Below are 14,178 nucleotides of genomic sequence, written 5' to 3' on the forward strand. Positions count from 1 at the left end.
TTGGAATTATATAGAGTGTTTTTCGACTTGTCAACCTTTTGCATTTTAGTCAACCGTATTGCCTATTATGCAGAATTTTTTGAAAAGTGTAAAGGCTAACTTATCGACAGTTTATCCTATGTGGAGAAAGAGACTTGTAGAACTATTAAATATTTGATTCTAATAGGACATGTTTTTAGTAAATGTTACAAATTCTTTGTCACTTTATCCCGAATAATCTTTTTGCATTGTCAGTTGTTACTTTTGCAACTTCTTCATAACTTAACTCTTTAAGTTCTGCAATTTGTTCTGCTACATACTTTACATAGCTAGGTTCGTTACGCTTTCCACGGAATGGATGGGGAGTTAAGTATGGACAGTCGGTTTCAATTAAAATGCGATCTAACGGTATTTCCATTGCAACTTCTTTTGGTTTTTTTGCATTTTTAAATGTAATGGGTCCACCAAATGATATGTAAAAGTTCATTTCCATACATTGTTGGGCTACTTCTGCACTACCTGTGAAGCAATGCATAATTCCTCCAACTTCTTCTGCCTTTTCTTGTTTCAAAATTTCCACCACATCTGCTGTCGCATCACGATTATGAATAATGATTGGCAATTTTACTTTTTTCGCTAAATGAATTTGCTTTCGGAATGCTTCTTTTTGTACTTCTTTTGGAGACTTGTCCCAATAATAGTCTAATCCAGTTTCGCCAATTGCCACTACTTTAGGATGTGATGCCAATTCTTCAATCCAATGTAAGTGTTCATCAGTTAAGTCAATTGCATCAACTGGATGCCACCCTATTGCTGCATAAATAAAGTCATATTTATTTGTTAGTTCCATTGCTTTTTCAATTGTTTCTCGGTCGAAGCCAACTACTACGATGTTTGTTACTTTTTCTTCTTGTGCTCGTTGAATTACTTCTTGTAAGTCTTCTTCATATTGCAACGCATTTAAATGTGCATGTGTATCAAATAACATATAGAAAGCACTCCTTAATTATTTGTTTATCTTGTTGCTTTGAATAGGGTACTAATTGTTGATTTCAGTTGCAGGTGTTCGCTTTCCGCGGGCGGTCGCGGAAGCCTCCTCGGCGCTTTGCGCCTGTGGGGTCTCCCTTGACGCGCTTTCCCGCAGGAGTCTCACACCTGCAACTGAAATCAACCATCATGGCAGTTAATATTATTAACTATCTTTTTATTATGGCTAATAATACAACAGCATGGCAGTTACCCAATACAAAAGTCAATCCGATACATTTAAAAGAAAAGGTGTATCCCGCTTTTACACGTGAAACACCTTTTCATTTTTTATAGCTTGAATCAATTTCATAATTACTGTTCGTTTTTCGTATAGTAATTGTACATTATGAAACTCTCTCACTTATTTTACTTTTGCTCCATTTGGCAAGCCTTCTGCAGCCGACGCTAAGGCAAGTTTTCCATCATGGGATCCTGCTAGAATCATTCCTTCAGAAAGTTCTCCACGTAATGTTACTGGCTTTAAGTTTGTTACACAGATGACTTTCTTACCTATAAGTTCTTCTGGCTTGTAGAATTGGGCAATACCAGAAACTACTTGCCTTTTTTCATAACCTAAATCTAATTGTAACTTTAACAGCTTGTTAGCCTTTTTCACTGGTTCTGCGTGTAAAACTTGAGCGACGCGTAAATCAACTTTCATGAAGTCGTCGATTGTTATTTCTTCTGTTTCTGGTTTTTCAACAGGAGAAACGTCACTTACTTCTTCCACTTTAGGTTGTGAAGGGGCCATTGCCGTTTTAATGTATTCTACTTCTTCCGCCACATCCAATCGTGGGAAGATTGGGGAAGATTTTGTAATCTGTGCACCTGCAGGAATAAGGCCAAATTGCTGCAAGCTTTCCCAGTTTGTTAATGCTTCTTCTTTAACACCAAGTTGGTCGAAGATGTGCTTTGGTGCTTGTGTTAAAAATGGTTTTAGTAAAACACCTATTTGACGAAGTGATTCCGCTAAATGAACCATTACAGATGCTAATTCATTCTTTTTTGCTTCATCTTTCGCTAACACCCACGGTTGTGTTTCATCAATATACTTATTGGTTCGGCTTACTAATTGCCAAATAGAAGTTAGAGCTACAGAAAATTCCATTTTTTCCATCGCTTCTTCATATCTCTCTACCGTTTCTTTAGCTAAATTACTTAAAGTTGCATCAAACTCTGTTACAGACCCGCTATATGCTGGCACTGTTCCATCAAAGTATTTATCTATCATCGCAACTGTTCTATTTAATAAATTTCCAAGGTCATTTGCTAAATCGAAGTTTACTCTGTCGACGAACCCTTCCGGAGTAAATACACCATCAGAACCAAATGGTACTTCGCGTAATAAGTAATAACGAAGCGCATCTAATCCATAACGATCAATTAACGTTACAGGATCCACAACATTCCCTTTAGATTTGGACATTTTCCCGTCCTTCATCAATAACCAACCATGAGCAAAAACCTTTTTAGGTAACGGTAAGTCTAATGCCATTAACATAATCGGCCAATAAATAGTATGGAATCGAACAATCTCTTTCCCAACTAAATGAACATCCGCCGGCCAATATTTTAAGTAGTTTTCATCATTGTCTGTACCGTAGCCTAATGCTGTAATGTAGTTAGATAAAGCGTCAATCCAAACATATACAACGTGTTTCGGATCATTAGGTACTTTAACTCCCCAGTCAAAAGAAGTACGGGAAACCGCTAAGTCTTCTAGTCCTGGTTTAATGAAATTATTAATCATCTCATTTTTTCGAGACTCTGGTTGGATAAATTCTGGATTGTCCTCATAAAACTTTAATAGTCTGTCTACATACTTACCCATTCTGAAAAAGTAGGATTGTTCTCTTACTAATTCAACTGGGTGTCCACTGTCTGGACTTTTCCCCCCTACAACCTTGCCATTTTCCATAATCGGGTCTACCAACTGGTGCTCACGATAATACGTTTCATCTGGTACAGAGTACCAACCTTCATACTCATCTAGGTATATATCACCCTGCTCTACTAAGCGTGCAAAAATCTTTTCGACAATTTCTTTATGTCTAGGTTCAGTTGTACGTATAAAATCGTCATAGGAAATATCCATCTTGCCCCATAGTTCTTTTATTCCAGCAACAATTTCATCTACGTATTCTTGAGGAGTAATCCCTTTCTCCTCTGCTTTACGTTGTATCTTTTGACCATGTTCATCTGTACCTGTTAAATACATAACGTCAAAACCACGCATTCTTTTATAACGCGCCATTGCATCTCCAGCTACCGTTGTGTACGCATGGCCAATATGTAATTTATCACTTGGATAATAGATTGGTGTTGTAATATAATATGTTTTTTTATTTTCTACCATCAAAATTACCTCCTTTTAAACGAATAGTTTTAACGTATTCCTTCTATTTCTCATTTCCAATAAGGATTTATGTGTTTTTCACAATAAAATATCCATTTATCATAGCAACATCATAACCTAAATTCCACCTTTATTATACATTGTTTCTTACTAATTAGAAAAGCGGAAGGAATGCGCGTTTCTGATTCATAAAACCTTCATTATTACAAAATTTAAAACATGTATCTTTTAGTAGATATCCATTCGACAAATTTAATAATAACCTTGTCGTTTCTTGTCGAAAGTAAATGAAAATTATTAAAAAAATCAGAAATTTAAAGTAATATTATCCCAATATTAAAACCAATTATCCACCTCGCAATAAATGTAAATCATTGATATCATTAGGTTTACATTAATTCCATTTAACATTTTTTTATAAAAATACAATTTTTATCAATTAAAAAAGTTGACGAATTTTGTAAATGCTGATATGATGAAATCACAGTGATTTTGTCGAATATTGACGACTGAAAAAGATAGAAATAACATATATAGATATTCTAGGAGGAGAACAAATAATGAAATCTACAGGTATTGTACGTAAAGTTGATGAATTAGGTCGTGTAGTTATTCCAATCGAGTTACGCAGAACTTTAGGAATTGCAGAAAAAGATGCTTTAGAAATTTATGTGGACGAAGAGAAAATCATCTTAAAGAAATATAAGCCAAACATGACTTGCCAAGTGACTGGTGAAGTTTCTGATGCTAACTTAACTTTAGCAGAAGGAAAAATTATCTTAAGTCGTGAAGGCGCAGAAAAGATCATGGCTGAGATTCAATCTAACCTTGTAAAATAATATATACCCATATTAAAAGCGACTACTATTACAGTAGTCGCTTTTCATTTACGTCATGATAAAATTAATGGATATGAAATGCTTGATACACTTCTCGTTTAGGTAAGTTTCTCTCTTTAGAAACTTCCTTAATAGCATCTTTAGAAGAATGTCCTTGCTCTACATAATGTTGAACGTGATCTTCTACAGATAAATCGGTCCACCAAGAAACCTCATCCTCTACTTCTTCTACGCCACTACCTTCTACTACAATGCAACATTCTCCTTTTACACCGTTTTCTTCTATATAAGATAGCACTTGTGTAATGGAACCTCTCATAAATTCTTCAAATTTCTTCGTTAGTTCTCTACTCATTACAATTTGACGTTCACCTAATACTTCAACCATGACAGCTAACGTTTCTTTTAAGCGATGCGGAGATTCGTATAAAATAAATGTATCTTTTATCTTTTTCAACATCTCTAATTCTTTCTTTTTTTCTTTTTTGGAGCGATTTAAAAATCCAAAAAAGTAGAAAGGCTGTGGAACTAATCCAGAAGGTATTAAAGCAGAAAGTGCTGCATTTGCTCCTGGAATAGGAATAACATATAAATGTTCATCTAATGCCATCCTTACTAATTCAAAGCCAGGATCAGATATACAAGGCATTCCTGCATCACTAACGAGTGCAACATCTTTTCCATCTCTTAATAATTCAATTACCTTCCAACCACTTTGCTCTTTATTATGTTCATGATAACTAAAGAGGGGGGTATTTATCTCAAAGTAATTGCAAAGTTTTTTTGTCTGTCTAGTATCTTCTGCTGCTATCATATCCACTTCTTTTAAAATGCGTAAAGCGCGAAACGTAATATCTTCTAAGTTACCAATTGGTGTCGCCACTAAGTACAATCTTCCAAAAGAGTAATCTTCTGCAAAACTTTTCTGTAACCATAAATCCATCGTTAAAGATTCCTCCTTTTCAATATATTGTGTTGTTTATGCCTTATCTCCAAACAATATCTTTTTTGTTTCTTCTGTGTACTCTCCATCTTCACCATACACGTAAAGAGGGGATAATATTTTTAAATCAGGTTGTCCATCTTTTATTCCTTCTATTAATAACGTATTTGCTTCCTTGCCTTTTTTCGGATAGATTAATTGCATTCTTTTTGGCTCTAATCGATATTGTCTCATAGTCGTTACAATATCAAGCAGCCTATTTGGACGGTGTACAAATGCTGCTTTTCCACCTTGGCGCAGCAATTGACTACTTACCCTAATTACATCGTCTAACGTACAATGTATTTCATGCCTAGCAATAGCATAATGTTCATTTTCATTTCGTTTCGTTATATGTGTCGTAGGGAAATATGGAGGGTTACATGTTAAAGCATCAAATTCTCCATGACCTAACATAGTTGGCATATCTTTAATATCACCGTGAATACATTGTAATTTATGTTCAAGTTTATTATAGGCAAAACTTCTTATCGCCATATCATGAAGTCTTTCTTGAATTTCTACGCCTTGAATATTGGTATTTGTTTTTTTACTAAGTAGTAAAGGAACGATACCGTTTCCTGTACATAAATCGATTATTTTGCCTTTTTGAATAGGTACATATGCAAAGTGGGCTAATAATACTGCATCTAATGAGAAAGAGAAAACAGATGGGCTTTGAATAATTCGTAAATCTTCTGCAAGTAGATAATCTAGACGCTCATCATCGTATAACTTAACCATTATTTTAATGTCCTTTCGTTCTAATGTAGCTTTGATTACGTTTATTATACTCTAGTTGACTTTCTATTGCTCGTTAGCCCATCATATTCTTTTACGTAAAAAAGTCGCCATTTTGTTTCATATGGCGACTTTTCATTTCTTATTTAAGAAGGACAAGCAGAATAAACAATCGCCTTCTTTTCGCGGACTACCAAAATGAAGGTTGCAAATATGGAAGCCTTCTTGATATAAGCGTGCTAAGTTGTCGTATCCTTCTCCAATATCTGCTTGTTTTTCTGCTATGTCTTTCTCATCTTTTACTTTTTTCTTATTACCTTTTTTCTTCTCTGAAACTTGTCCATCTAATCTGTTGCGCAAATGGCCATTTTCTACATTTAAATTATGATTTTCTTCTATTAAAAGAGCTAATTGCTCTTTTAGTTCACCTAACTGTTTGTATAAATGACCTATTTGCTCTTCCATAATCGTTACAGAGTCGAATATTTGTTTCTTATCCAATGAACCCCACCTCATTAATCTGTGGCTTGTATCGAAACGGCTCCATCTTGAACTAGCTCTTCTAGTGTAAATTCTACTACTTTTTCTATTTCTAACAACTGTACTTGTAAAACACGTTCTAAAATATTTAAGCCTACTACACGCCCTCGACCGTTTGGTGTTTCAATAATTTCTTCTAAGTCAGGAAGTTGTTCTTTTGCAGACTCATATTCATCATTTTCGTATTTTAAACAACACATGAGACGTCCGCAAAGTCCAGAGATTTTAGAAGGGTTTAAAGATAAGTTTTGATCTTTCGCCATTTTTATTGATACTGGCTCAAAGTCCCCTAAAAACGTTGAACAACATAACATTCTTCCACAAGGTCCAATTCCACCTAAAAGCTTCGCTTCGTCTCTTACACCAATTTGTCTTAATTCAATTCGTGTTCTAAAGATAGCAGCTAAGTCTTTTACTAGCTCTCTAAAGTCGACACGCCCATCAGCTGTGAAATAAAAGATTACTTTGTTACGATCAAACGTATACTCCACATCGACTAGCTTCATTTCAATAGAATGTTCTTCTACTTTTTGTGTACAAGTATAAAAAGCTTCTTTGGCCGCTTTTTTATTTTCTTCTACAATCAATTTATCTTTCGTATCTGCAATACGGATTACTTTCTTAAGTGGTAAAACGACATCGTTCTCATCTACTTGCTTCTGTGCAAGTACCGCTTTCCCAAACTCTATCCCTCTTACAGTTTCGACAATAACAAATTCATTTTCTTGTATATCAAGCCCATTTGGGTCGAAATAATATATTTTTCCCGCTTTTTTAAAGCGAACTCCAACTACATCATACAAACTATTATCCCTCCTGCAAGTGTAGGACTAACTGCTCCATTAACAAGTGAGCATTCATGTTAGACGATAACCTTGACTTGCTCTGTAGTATAAAGGATAGATGCTCCATTAATCGAAGTTGTGTTGTTTGAAGAGCATATTTCTCAATCAACGTAACTTCGTCAATAAATAGGAGCTCTTCCTGTTTATTTAATTGTGCGTAAAGCATGTCTTTATATATAAATAATAATAAGTCTAAGCCTATTTCTAACTGTTGTCTTTCCTGGAAATGAGGCATCCACTTTTCTTGAATAAATAATAGAACTTGTTGAGGTCTTACATGTAACAGTTCATATAATTTTATCACTAAAACTCTCGCTTCTGCAAACCAATCATTTTGACAAAATTCTCGAGCTTCTTCGACATTATTCGTAAGTTGAGAAACAGATAGCGATAAAGCTCTTGAGTGTCCTTCGTTTTGTAATGTTTCTATTAATCTGGTAGGTGTTAAAGTTTGGAAGGAAAGTGGTTGACACCTTGAAACAATTGTATCTAATATATGGTACACATTTTCTGTTAATAAAAAGGCAAACGTTCCTTTACTTGGTTCTTCTAAAAACTTCAAAAGACTATTTGCAGCATTCGTTGTCATTTTATCAGCATGATTAATGATATATATCTTTTTATTAGATTCTAGTCCTGTTTTAGAAAACTCTTCTTGAAGTTGTTGAATTTGTTGCTTTTTAATCGAATTGCCATCAGGCTCTACTAAGTGAACATCTGGATGATTCCCTGAACTAATTCTCTTACAATTGGAACACGTTTGGCAAGGTTCAACGCTCTGTCTATTTTTACATAATAAGCTCTTTGCAAACAAAAGACTAGTTTCCTTTTTGCCAGTTCCTTTCATTCCATCTAATAAATAAGCATGGGCAATTCTGTTTCTATTTAAACTATTCGTTACAATCTTTGAGACTGTCGGTTGAAGCGTTGCCAGTTCTAACCAACTATTCAACACACACACTTCCTTACTACGTATATAAGTTAATAAGTAGACCTTTTATTTCTCCTATACTCCCTAAAATATCCAGCCTGCTTTTTTCTTTGTTCATAACATCTTCCGTTAAACTAATTAAAGATTCATCTACTTCTTTAACGAGTTGTAAATGGCGTGATTGACCATCATACGTCCAGTGATGAGATTGATTTAGTTCCATTCCAAACTCAACAGCCTCTTCCATAAAACGCTTTACTAGCGTTTTATACTTCGCGATATCTTTAAAGGTTCTCGAGTTTACTAACCTTTCTCCAGCAACATCAATATCTTTTAGGAGAGTCTGTAACTGCTGTGATTGTAATTTGGAGGAATGTTTTTGAACCATATCACCAAATATAGCTTTTGAGTTTTTTGTATTTGCCTGATCCATACGAGCTTTCTCTAAATTTGCGCGAATATCTGATGTAATCTTCATCCTTGATTACCCTTTCTTTCATTTTAATAAGGTTATTTGGTTTAATTCTTATTAAAATTGATGAAATCCTTCTACTGGTAGAACAAATACGGTAGCTCCACCTACTTCTACTTCTACAGGATATGGAACATATGAATCAGCATTACCACCCATCGGTGATACTGGAGCAACTAGTTGTTCTCTTTGCTGGCAATTTTCTTTAATTATTTCTAACGCTTTAGGTACACGAACATCCTCTGTACCAATCATGAATGTTGTATTACCAGATTTTAAGAATCCACCTGTACTAGCAAGCTTTGTTGCTCTGAAATTATTCTCCACTAAAGCATTCAATAATCGATTACTATCTTTATCTTGAATAACTGCCATAATTAACTTCATTGTCCTCTCCTCCATTTTACCATTTTTTTATAATTACTTCATTGTTTCGCTATTGGAAACATTTGTCTCAATAAACGATAGTACTTGCTGCTTTACATCATTATAGACAACCTTTAGTTCACGTTCTGCATTTACCTTTACAAAGCGATCTTGAAAACGATCAAATACCTTTAAATAACCTTCTCTTACACGATGATGAAAATCAATCGCCTCTTGATCTAATCGGTTAATTTCTCGTTTATTATTCGCTGTAATTCGTTTAAGTCCTTCTTCTGGAGCAATATCAAAATACACCGTTAAGTCAGGCATTCTCTTTTCGGTTGCAAACTCATTTATAGATAAGATTTCTTCCACACCGATTTGTCTTGCATAGCCTTGGTAAGCCAATGAACTATCAATAAAACGGTCACAAAGAACGATACTTCCCGATTCTAACGCAGGTATAACTCTCTCCACTAAATGTTGTCTTCTGGCTGCCGCATACAGTAGTGCTTCTGTTCTTGCGTCCATCATCGTATTATTACAATCTAATATGACTGACCTGATTTGTTCAGCTATTTGGATTCCTCCTGGTTCTCGCGTTAAGACAACATCTATTCCCTCGTCTTTTAACTCTTTAGCTAGTTGTTGAATTACCGTCGTTTTCCCAGCCCCTTCAGGACCTTCAAATGTTATAAATAAACCTCTCAATGTTGTAACTCCTTTTCTGTATCTACCTTAAAAATTTGGATAGTATTCTTTTTTGTAAAATCCACACCTTGAAAACGAGCTCCTAGAGCCGCCAAACCCCCTATATATTCCACTACCTCTTGTGAAATACGTTCTCCTTTTATTAAAACTGGAATCCCAGGTGGATATGGTACAATTGTTTCTGCGGATATCTTACCAACTGCTTTGTCTATTTGTATTTCTTCTACTTCATATACATTTTGCTCTAAAAAATTTAGAGTTAATTTATTTATATTCATAGGAAACAAAATTTCAGTTGTTATCCTCAAATTATTTGGTTTTATTGCGCTGTTATGAACTGCTTTTCTTATTCTACTTATCATATCATGAAATGAATAATCATGACTCAATGGCAAAATAAAAAGTACATTTAATGGGTCTGCTAATTCGACGAAAACATTCTGCTCTTCTAATTTTTGTTGAAGTTCGTAACCACTTAATCCGGTTGTAGATCGTAAAATTAACTTTAATGGGTCTTTATTTTTTCCGTTTCCAACTACTTCGATTTCCTCTATCGTATCTAGTTCCAAGACTAATCTTTCTATATTCTGATTAACATTTTTAATATCTTGTTCTGAAAAACTGGCTAAATAATACCTTGCAATGTCTAAAGAAGCCATTATCGGGTAGGAAGGGCTACTTGATTGTAACATCCTTAAATAATATGCTACTTTTTCTTTATCTACTAAATTACTTTTCACATGTAAATAGGACCCCATCGTCAGCGCAGGCAATGTTTTATGAGCGGAATGAACAACAACATCTGCTTCCATCAATAAAGCAGACTTTGGAAAAGGTTCTCCTACTACGAAGTGTGCTCCGTGAGCCTCATCAACCAGTACAGGTATTTTCTTGCTATGTGCGTAATGAATTATTGCTTCAAGGGAACTGGATATTCCATAATAATTAGGATTCGTAATGATTATTGCTTGAACATCCTCGAATTGATGAAGAGCTAACTTCACTTGTTCTTTACTAATAGAAGTAGGTACTCCAATCTCTTCATGGACTTGCGGTGATAAAAATATTGGATCGGCACCAGCCAGCTCAATTCCGTTCATGATAGATTTATGGCAATTACGTTGCACTAATACTTTGCCTCCAGAAGAGCATGTAGCTAATATCATAGCTAAATTCCCTACTGTTGACCCATTTACTAAAAAAAATGTTTCATCAGCCTTATAAAGTTCCGCTGCCAATATTTGTGCATCTTGAATGGCACCTGTTGGATCATGCAAATCGTCTAAGCCTGTAATTTCTGTCACGTCTAGTTTTAGGATTTCACTAAAACTGTGTCGTATTTCCTTATTGTTTGGAAGATTTGACCCATATTTATGCCCTGGGACATGACCGGATATTGGACTTTTCGAAAAGTGGTTTAATAATGTTGTATATAAAGGTATTTCCTTCTGATTTAATGATCTCATTTTTTCTTCCTTCTTATTTACACATAGTATATATCTTTCTCTATATTACCAATCCTCAACAAGAGATGAAAGAACAAAAGGGCAGGCATAGATAAAGACGGTTGTGCCAGAAGTTATAACAACTAATACCCTACTGTCTAAATGAATTATCATGTAATTTTCAATAGAAAAAGAGAATAACTACCCTCTATGAGCCGAAGGCAATAGTTATTCTCTCATTCTACGAATATATTCTAGGTATAGTTATTTTCTTTAATTGCTTTAAGTAATAATGATATTTTGGGTCATCTGTATTTGTATTAATCATATCTTTCTCACAGTCTGTGCAAATAAACTCTGTATAGAGATGAATCCCTCTCTGTTTTTCAATCTCACAGACAATACATATCTCCCCAACTGATGAATGAACGGTTGACTTCATTTCCCCACCTCCATCCACTATTTTGCCCTGACATTTGAATTTGTATACAATATTTTAAATTTTCATCTTCTCGTCAAAAGTCTTATTCTTAGTGTATGTAACTCCTACTAGTCTGTGTTTGTCTTGAAGTGAAAAAATATATAATTTATGTAAACTAACTGATTGTAGGAGAGAACGACACAATGATGGTTAAGTTAAAAAAATATTAACGTTACCATTGAAAAAAAGGTACAATAGTCGATAACCGACTTTTGTACCTTCTCCGTTAATTCTTGTGCTTGATTTTATTTCTACATTTTATAAACACAAAAGTTAGTACTACATATATAAAGATAACTATTAACAGCGTAAGCATTCGCTCGCCTGTCAATCCATCTGCCATTAATACTGGACCCAATCCGAAAAAAGTTACGAAACTAAATAGCATAGTAAAGATTAAATAAATAAGGAATTTCATTGTGAAATTCCCTCCGTTTACTAAAGCTATGTTATAGCTTAGTGTTGATAATTAAATACTAATACCTGTTGATTTCCGTGCAAGGCTGAGACTCCTGCGAGAGAAGCGGGGAACGGGAGACCCCACAGGCGCTTGCGCCGAGGAGTAGGTTTTTTCACGACAGTGTGAAAATAACCTTCTTTTTTACCGCCCGCAGAAAGCGAAGCCTTGCACGGAAATCAACAGCTATCTTTAACACAGCCTTTACGAAAGTAAAGTATTACCTTTACAAACATTCAACTTGTATTACTCTTATTAATGAAGGAATTTTTTGTAATGTATAAAATGCACATGCAAAAAAAGGGCAGCATGTGCTACCCCATATTACACGATAAACTTACTATTACAAGAAGAAAGAAACTGCACACATAATAAATGAAACTATTCCAAATGTGCCAAAAATGAAAGCTATCTTATTCCTAAACTTTCTTTTTTCTGCAGCTTCAGTGTAATATTTCTGTTTTTGTTGTTCAGAAGTCCAAGCGCCTGCAAAAACACTTGATATAAGAAAGCTTATTACACCTATAAATAGGAAGAATATGAACATAGCAAATCTCCTCTTTACATTTAATTCATTTTTCTATAATACGAATTAGATTGCTGATATATTACTAATATGTATTAATATTATTTACTTCATTATTCGTTACTTTTTGTTTAAATTACTAACTGATTTAAAATTATACAAGTCATCAAAGTAGGAGAGCTAAATGAGAAGTAGTTGATGTGTACTAAAACCCTAATGAATTTATGCTACACCCATTCTGTTTATGTTACACCTTTGTGATTTTATGCTACACCTCCAACCTAAGCGAACTTCTTTTCATAAAGGGAAATAGAAAAAATTATATAAAAATAAAGGGTTAATTAATTTTCCAACGAAGTCAAAAGTAGAATAGAAGTATTCGGGAGGAAATTATATTATGAAAAAAGATGACGATAAGAAAGTTACAGAAGGTAAAAAAAATAAAAGTGGACTATTTTGGGATTTATTTATAACAGGTGGTTTCTTTACATTTGAGAAGGAGTGGAAGAATTCGAAGAGTTTATGGCATACACTCCTTATGTTTTTAGTACCTATCTTACTAACAGGTATAATTGTACTTTTAGCGATGGTAGCAAGCAAAACATATAATTAACAAAATTATAATTAAAAATGCTGAGGATTCCTTTCCAAACATTTTTCTACATCCATGAACCGTACTATTTAACTTTTTAGAGCAAAAGTTCTTTTCATACCACTTACGAACCGCACTTTTTACCTTTTTAGGGAGCAAAAGTTCCTTTCATACAGCTTATGAACGAAACTTTTTATCTTTTTGAAAGCAAAAGTTCCTTTCATACGACTCACGAACCCGACTTTTTACCTTTTTTAGAGCAAAAGTTCTTTTCATACCACTTGCGAACCGCACTTTTTACCTTTTTAGGAGCAAAAGTTCCTTTCATACAGCTTATGAACGAAACTTTTTATCTTTTTGAAAGCAAAAGTTCTTTTCATACAGCTTATGAACGAAACTTTTTATCTTTTTGAAAGCAAAAGTTCCTTTCATATCACCTATGAACCCCACTTTTACCCTTTTGAAAGCAAAAGTTCCTTTCATGTTAGGAATTTATTTCATGCGCTTCATGACTTCCGTGTTCGCGGCGAAACCAGAAGAGCTTCGAATCTCTTCGACTGCTTCCATTGCTCCGTTCCTCAAGTACCCTCGCAAACGTACACTCCGGTACTCACTCCGTCGCATCCTCGACCTTCTCGCTCCTCTTGCCCCGCCGGGTAACCGGTTCTTACTCTATACTAGACCTTTGGTCCTTCAAGCCCATACCTCACACGAACAAAAAAAGCCCAGCGCCTAAACGCTGAACTTTTCTTATCTCTTTGCCTGGCAACGTCCTACTCTCACAGGGGGACAGCCCCCAACTACCATCGGCGCTGAAGAGCTTAACTTCCGTGTTCGGTATGGGAACGGGTGTGGCCTCTTCGCCATCATTACCAGACATATGAAG

16 protein-coding genes and 1 rRNA gene are annotated in these 14,178 nt (G+C 34.8%); 2 read left to right on the plus strand and 15 right to left on the minus strand.

What is annotated here, in order from left to right; genetic code table 11:
- Positions 1 to 199 precede the first annotated feature (199 nt).
- Together CDZ92_RS15460 and metG are read right to left on the minus strand one after the other, a co-directional pair.
- Complete coding sequence (locus CDZ92_RS15460; protein ID WP_096156091.1) at positions 200 to 967, minus strand: TatD family hydrolase; 768 nt, start codon at positions 965 to 967, stop codon at positions 200 to 202.
- A gap of 402 nt (positions 968 to 1,369) precedes the next feature.
- Complete coding sequence (gene metG, locus CDZ92_RS15465) at positions 1,370 to 3,364, minus strand: methionine--tRNA ligase (protein WP_096156093.1); 1,995 nt, start codon at positions 3,362 to 3,364, stop codon at positions 1,370 to 1,372.
- Between the two features lie 560 nt (positions 3,365 to 3,924).
- On the opposite strand from metG, the gene CDZ92_RS15470 reads away from it, so the two are divergent.
- Complete coding sequence (locus tag CDZ92_RS15470) at positions 3,925 to 4,203, plus strand: AbrB/MazE/SpoVT family DNA-binding domain-containing protein (RefSeq protein ID WP_096156096.1); 279 nt, start codon at positions 3,925 to 3,927, stop codon at positions 4,201 to 4,203.
- Between the two features lie 64 nt (positions 4,204 to 4,267).
- Here the strand turns inward: CDZ92_RS15470 and rsmI are convergent, their stop codons facing one another.
- The 12 genes from rsmI to CDZ92_RS20540 form a co-directional block, all read right to left on the minus strand.
- On the minus strand, positions 4,268 to 5,146 hold the full coding sequence (gene rsmI / locus CDZ92_RS15475) for a 16S rRNA (cytidine(1402)-2'-O)-methyltransferase (RefSeq protein ID WP_096156097.1): 879 nt from the start codon (positions 5,144 to 5,146) through the stop codon (positions 4,268 to 4,270).
- A gap of 36 nt (positions 5,147 to 5,182) precedes the next feature.
- Positions 5,183 to 5,929, minus strand: a complete 747-nt coding sequence (locus CDZ92_RS15480; protein WP_096156099.1) for a tRNA1(Val) (adenine(37)-N6)-methyltransferase — start codon at positions 5,927 to 5,929, stop codon at positions 5,183 to 5,185.
- Positions 5,930 to 6,061: 132 nt separating this feature from the next.
- On the minus strand, positions 6,062 to 6,427 hold the full coding sequence (gene yabA / locus CDZ92_RS15485; protein ID WP_096156100.1) for a DNA replication initiation control protein YabA: 366 nt from the start codon (positions 6,425 to 6,427) through the stop codon (positions 6,062 to 6,064).
- A gap of 14 nt (positions 6,428 to 6,441) precedes the next feature.
- Positions 6,442 to 7,269, minus strand: coding sequence for a PSP1 domain-containing protein (locus tag CDZ92_RS15490; RefSeq protein ID WP_096156102.1), 828 nt, complete (start codon positions 7,267 to 7,269; stop codon positions 6,442 to 6,444).
- Positions 7,270 to 7,273: 4 nt separating this feature from the next.
- On the minus strand, positions 7,274 to 8,266 hold the full coding sequence (gene holB / locus CDZ92_RS15495) for a DNA polymerase III subunit delta' (protein WP_096156103.1): 993 nt from the start codon (positions 8,264 to 8,266) through the stop codon (positions 7,274 to 7,276).
- A 13-nt stretch (positions 8,267 to 8,279) separates the two neighbouring features.
- Positions 8,280 to 8,720: a YaaR family protein gene (locus tag CDZ92_RS15500; protein ID WP_096156105.1), complete on the minus strand. Its 441-nt coding sequence runs from the start codon at positions 8,718 to 8,720 to the stop codon at positions 8,280 to 8,282.
- Between the two features lie 51 nt (positions 8,721 to 8,771).
- Entirely contained in the window at positions 8,772 to 9,101 is a 330-nt protein-coding gene (locus tag CDZ92_RS15505; protein WP_096156107.1) for a cyclic-di-AMP receptor, read from the minus strand.
- A 33-nt stretch (positions 9,102 to 9,134) separates the two neighbouring features.
- Positions 9,135 to 9,791 (minus strand): dTMP kinase, encoded by a 657-nt coding sequence (gene tmk / locus CDZ92_RS15510; protein WP_096156108.1) that lies wholly within the window; start codon positions 9,789 to 9,791, stop codon positions 9,135 to 9,137.
- Positions 9,788 to 11,257 (minus strand): aminotransferase class I/II-fold pyridoxal phosphate-dependent enzyme, encoded by a 1,470-nt coding sequence (locus CDZ92_RS15515; RefSeq protein ID WP_096156110.1) that lies wholly within the window; start codon positions 11,255 to 11,257, stop codon positions 9,788 to 9,790. The genes tmk and CDZ92_RS15515 overlap by 4 nt, the downstream gene beginning before the upstream one ends.
- 220 nt (positions 11,258 to 11,477) lie before the next feature.
- A complete protein-coding gene (locus tag CDZ92_RS15520) occupies positions 11,478 to 11,678 on the minus strand; it encodes a sigma factor G inhibitor Gin (protein WP_096156112.1) in 201 nt (66 codons plus the stop codon).
- A 265-nt stretch (positions 11,679 to 11,943) separates the two neighbouring features.
- Entirely contained in the window at positions 11,944 to 12,135 is a 192-nt protein-coding gene (locus CDZ92_RS20625) for a DUF6954 family protein (protein WP_096156114.1), read from the minus strand.
- A gap of 382 nt (positions 12,136 to 12,517) precedes the next feature.
- On the minus strand, positions 12,518 to 12,721 hold the full coding sequence (locus tag CDZ92_RS20540; protein ID WP_096156115.1) for a DUF5316 family protein: 204 nt from the start codon (positions 12,719 to 12,721) through the stop codon (positions 12,518 to 12,520).
- Positions 12,722 to 13,097: 376 nt separating this feature from the next.
- Between CDZ92_RS20540 and CDZ92_RS15535 the strand changes: the two genes are divergently transcribed.
- A complete protein-coding gene (locus tag CDZ92_RS15535; RefSeq protein ID WP_096156117.1) occupies positions 13,098 to 13,313 on the plus strand; it encodes a hypothetical protein in 216 nt (71 codons plus the stop codon).
- Between the two features lie 739 nt (positions 13,314 to 14,052).
- On the opposite strand, the gene rrf is transcribed toward CDZ92_RS15535, so the two are convergent.
- A 5S ribosomal RNA gene (rrf, locus tag CDZ92_RS15545) occupies positions 14,053 to 14,169 on the minus strand.
- Positions 14,170 to 14,178: the final 9 nt, after the last annotated feature.

This window comes from Bacillus sp. FJAT-45066 (assembly GCF_002335755.1).
In the GTDB taxonomy this organism is placed as follows: Bacteria; Bacillota; Bacilli; order Bacillales; family Bacillaceae_I; genus Bacillus_CD; species Bacillus_CD alkalisoli.

What these genes read in the sequence shown, in the direction of transcription:
- CDZ92_RS15480 (WP_096156099.1), bottom strand. Translation starts at nt 5,929, where the DNA reads ATGGTTAAGTTATACGATGATGAGCGTCTAGATTATCTACTTGCAGAA.
- CDZ92_RS15460 (WP_096156091.1), bottom strand. Translation starts at nt 967, where the DNA reads ATGTTATTTGATACACATGCACATTTAAATGCGTTGCAATATGAAGAA.
- CDZ92_RS15470 (WP_096156096.1), top strand. Translation starts at nt 3,925, where the DNA reads ATGAAATCTACAGGTATTGTACGTAAAGTTGATGAATTAGGTCGTGTA.
- CDZ92_RS20540 (WP_096156115.1), bottom strand. Translation starts at nt 12,721, where the DNA reads ATGTTCATATTCTTCCTATTTATAGGTGTAATAAGCTTTCTTATATCA.
- CDZ92_RS15505 (WP_096156107.1), bottom strand. Translation starts at nt 9,101, where the DNA reads ATGAAGTTAATTATGGCAGTTATTCAAGATAAAGATAGTAATCGATTA.
- CDZ92_RS15520 (WP_096156112.1), bottom strand. Translation starts at nt 11,678, where the DNA reads ATGAAGTCAACCGTTCATTCATCAGTTGGGGAGATATGTATTGTCTGT.
- rsmI (WP_096156097.1), bottom strand. Translation starts at nt 5,146, where the DNA reads ATGGATTTATGGTTACAGAAAAGTTTTGCAGAAGATTACTCTTTTGGA.
- metG (WP_096156093.1), bottom strand. Translation starts at nt 3,364, where the DNA reads ATGGTAGAAAATAAAAAAACATATTATATTACAACACCAATCTATTAT.
- CDZ92_RS15515 (WP_096156110.1), bottom strand. Translation starts at nt 11,257, where the DNA reads ATGAGATCATTAAATCAGAAGGAAATACCTTTATATACAACATTATTA.
- CDZ92_RS15500 (WP_096156105.1), bottom strand. Translation starts at nt 8,720, where the DNA reads ATGAAGATTACATCAGATATTCGCGCAAATTTAGAGAAAGCTCGTATG.
- CDZ92_RS15535 (WP_096156117.1), top strand. Translation starts at nt 13,098, where the DNA reads ATGAAAAAAGATGACGATAAGAAAGTTACAGAAGGTAAAAAAAATAAA.
- CDZ92_RS20625 (WP_096156114.1), bottom strand. Translation starts at nt 12,135, where the DNA reads ATGAAATTCCTTATTTATTTAATCTTTACTATGCTATTTAGTTTCGTA.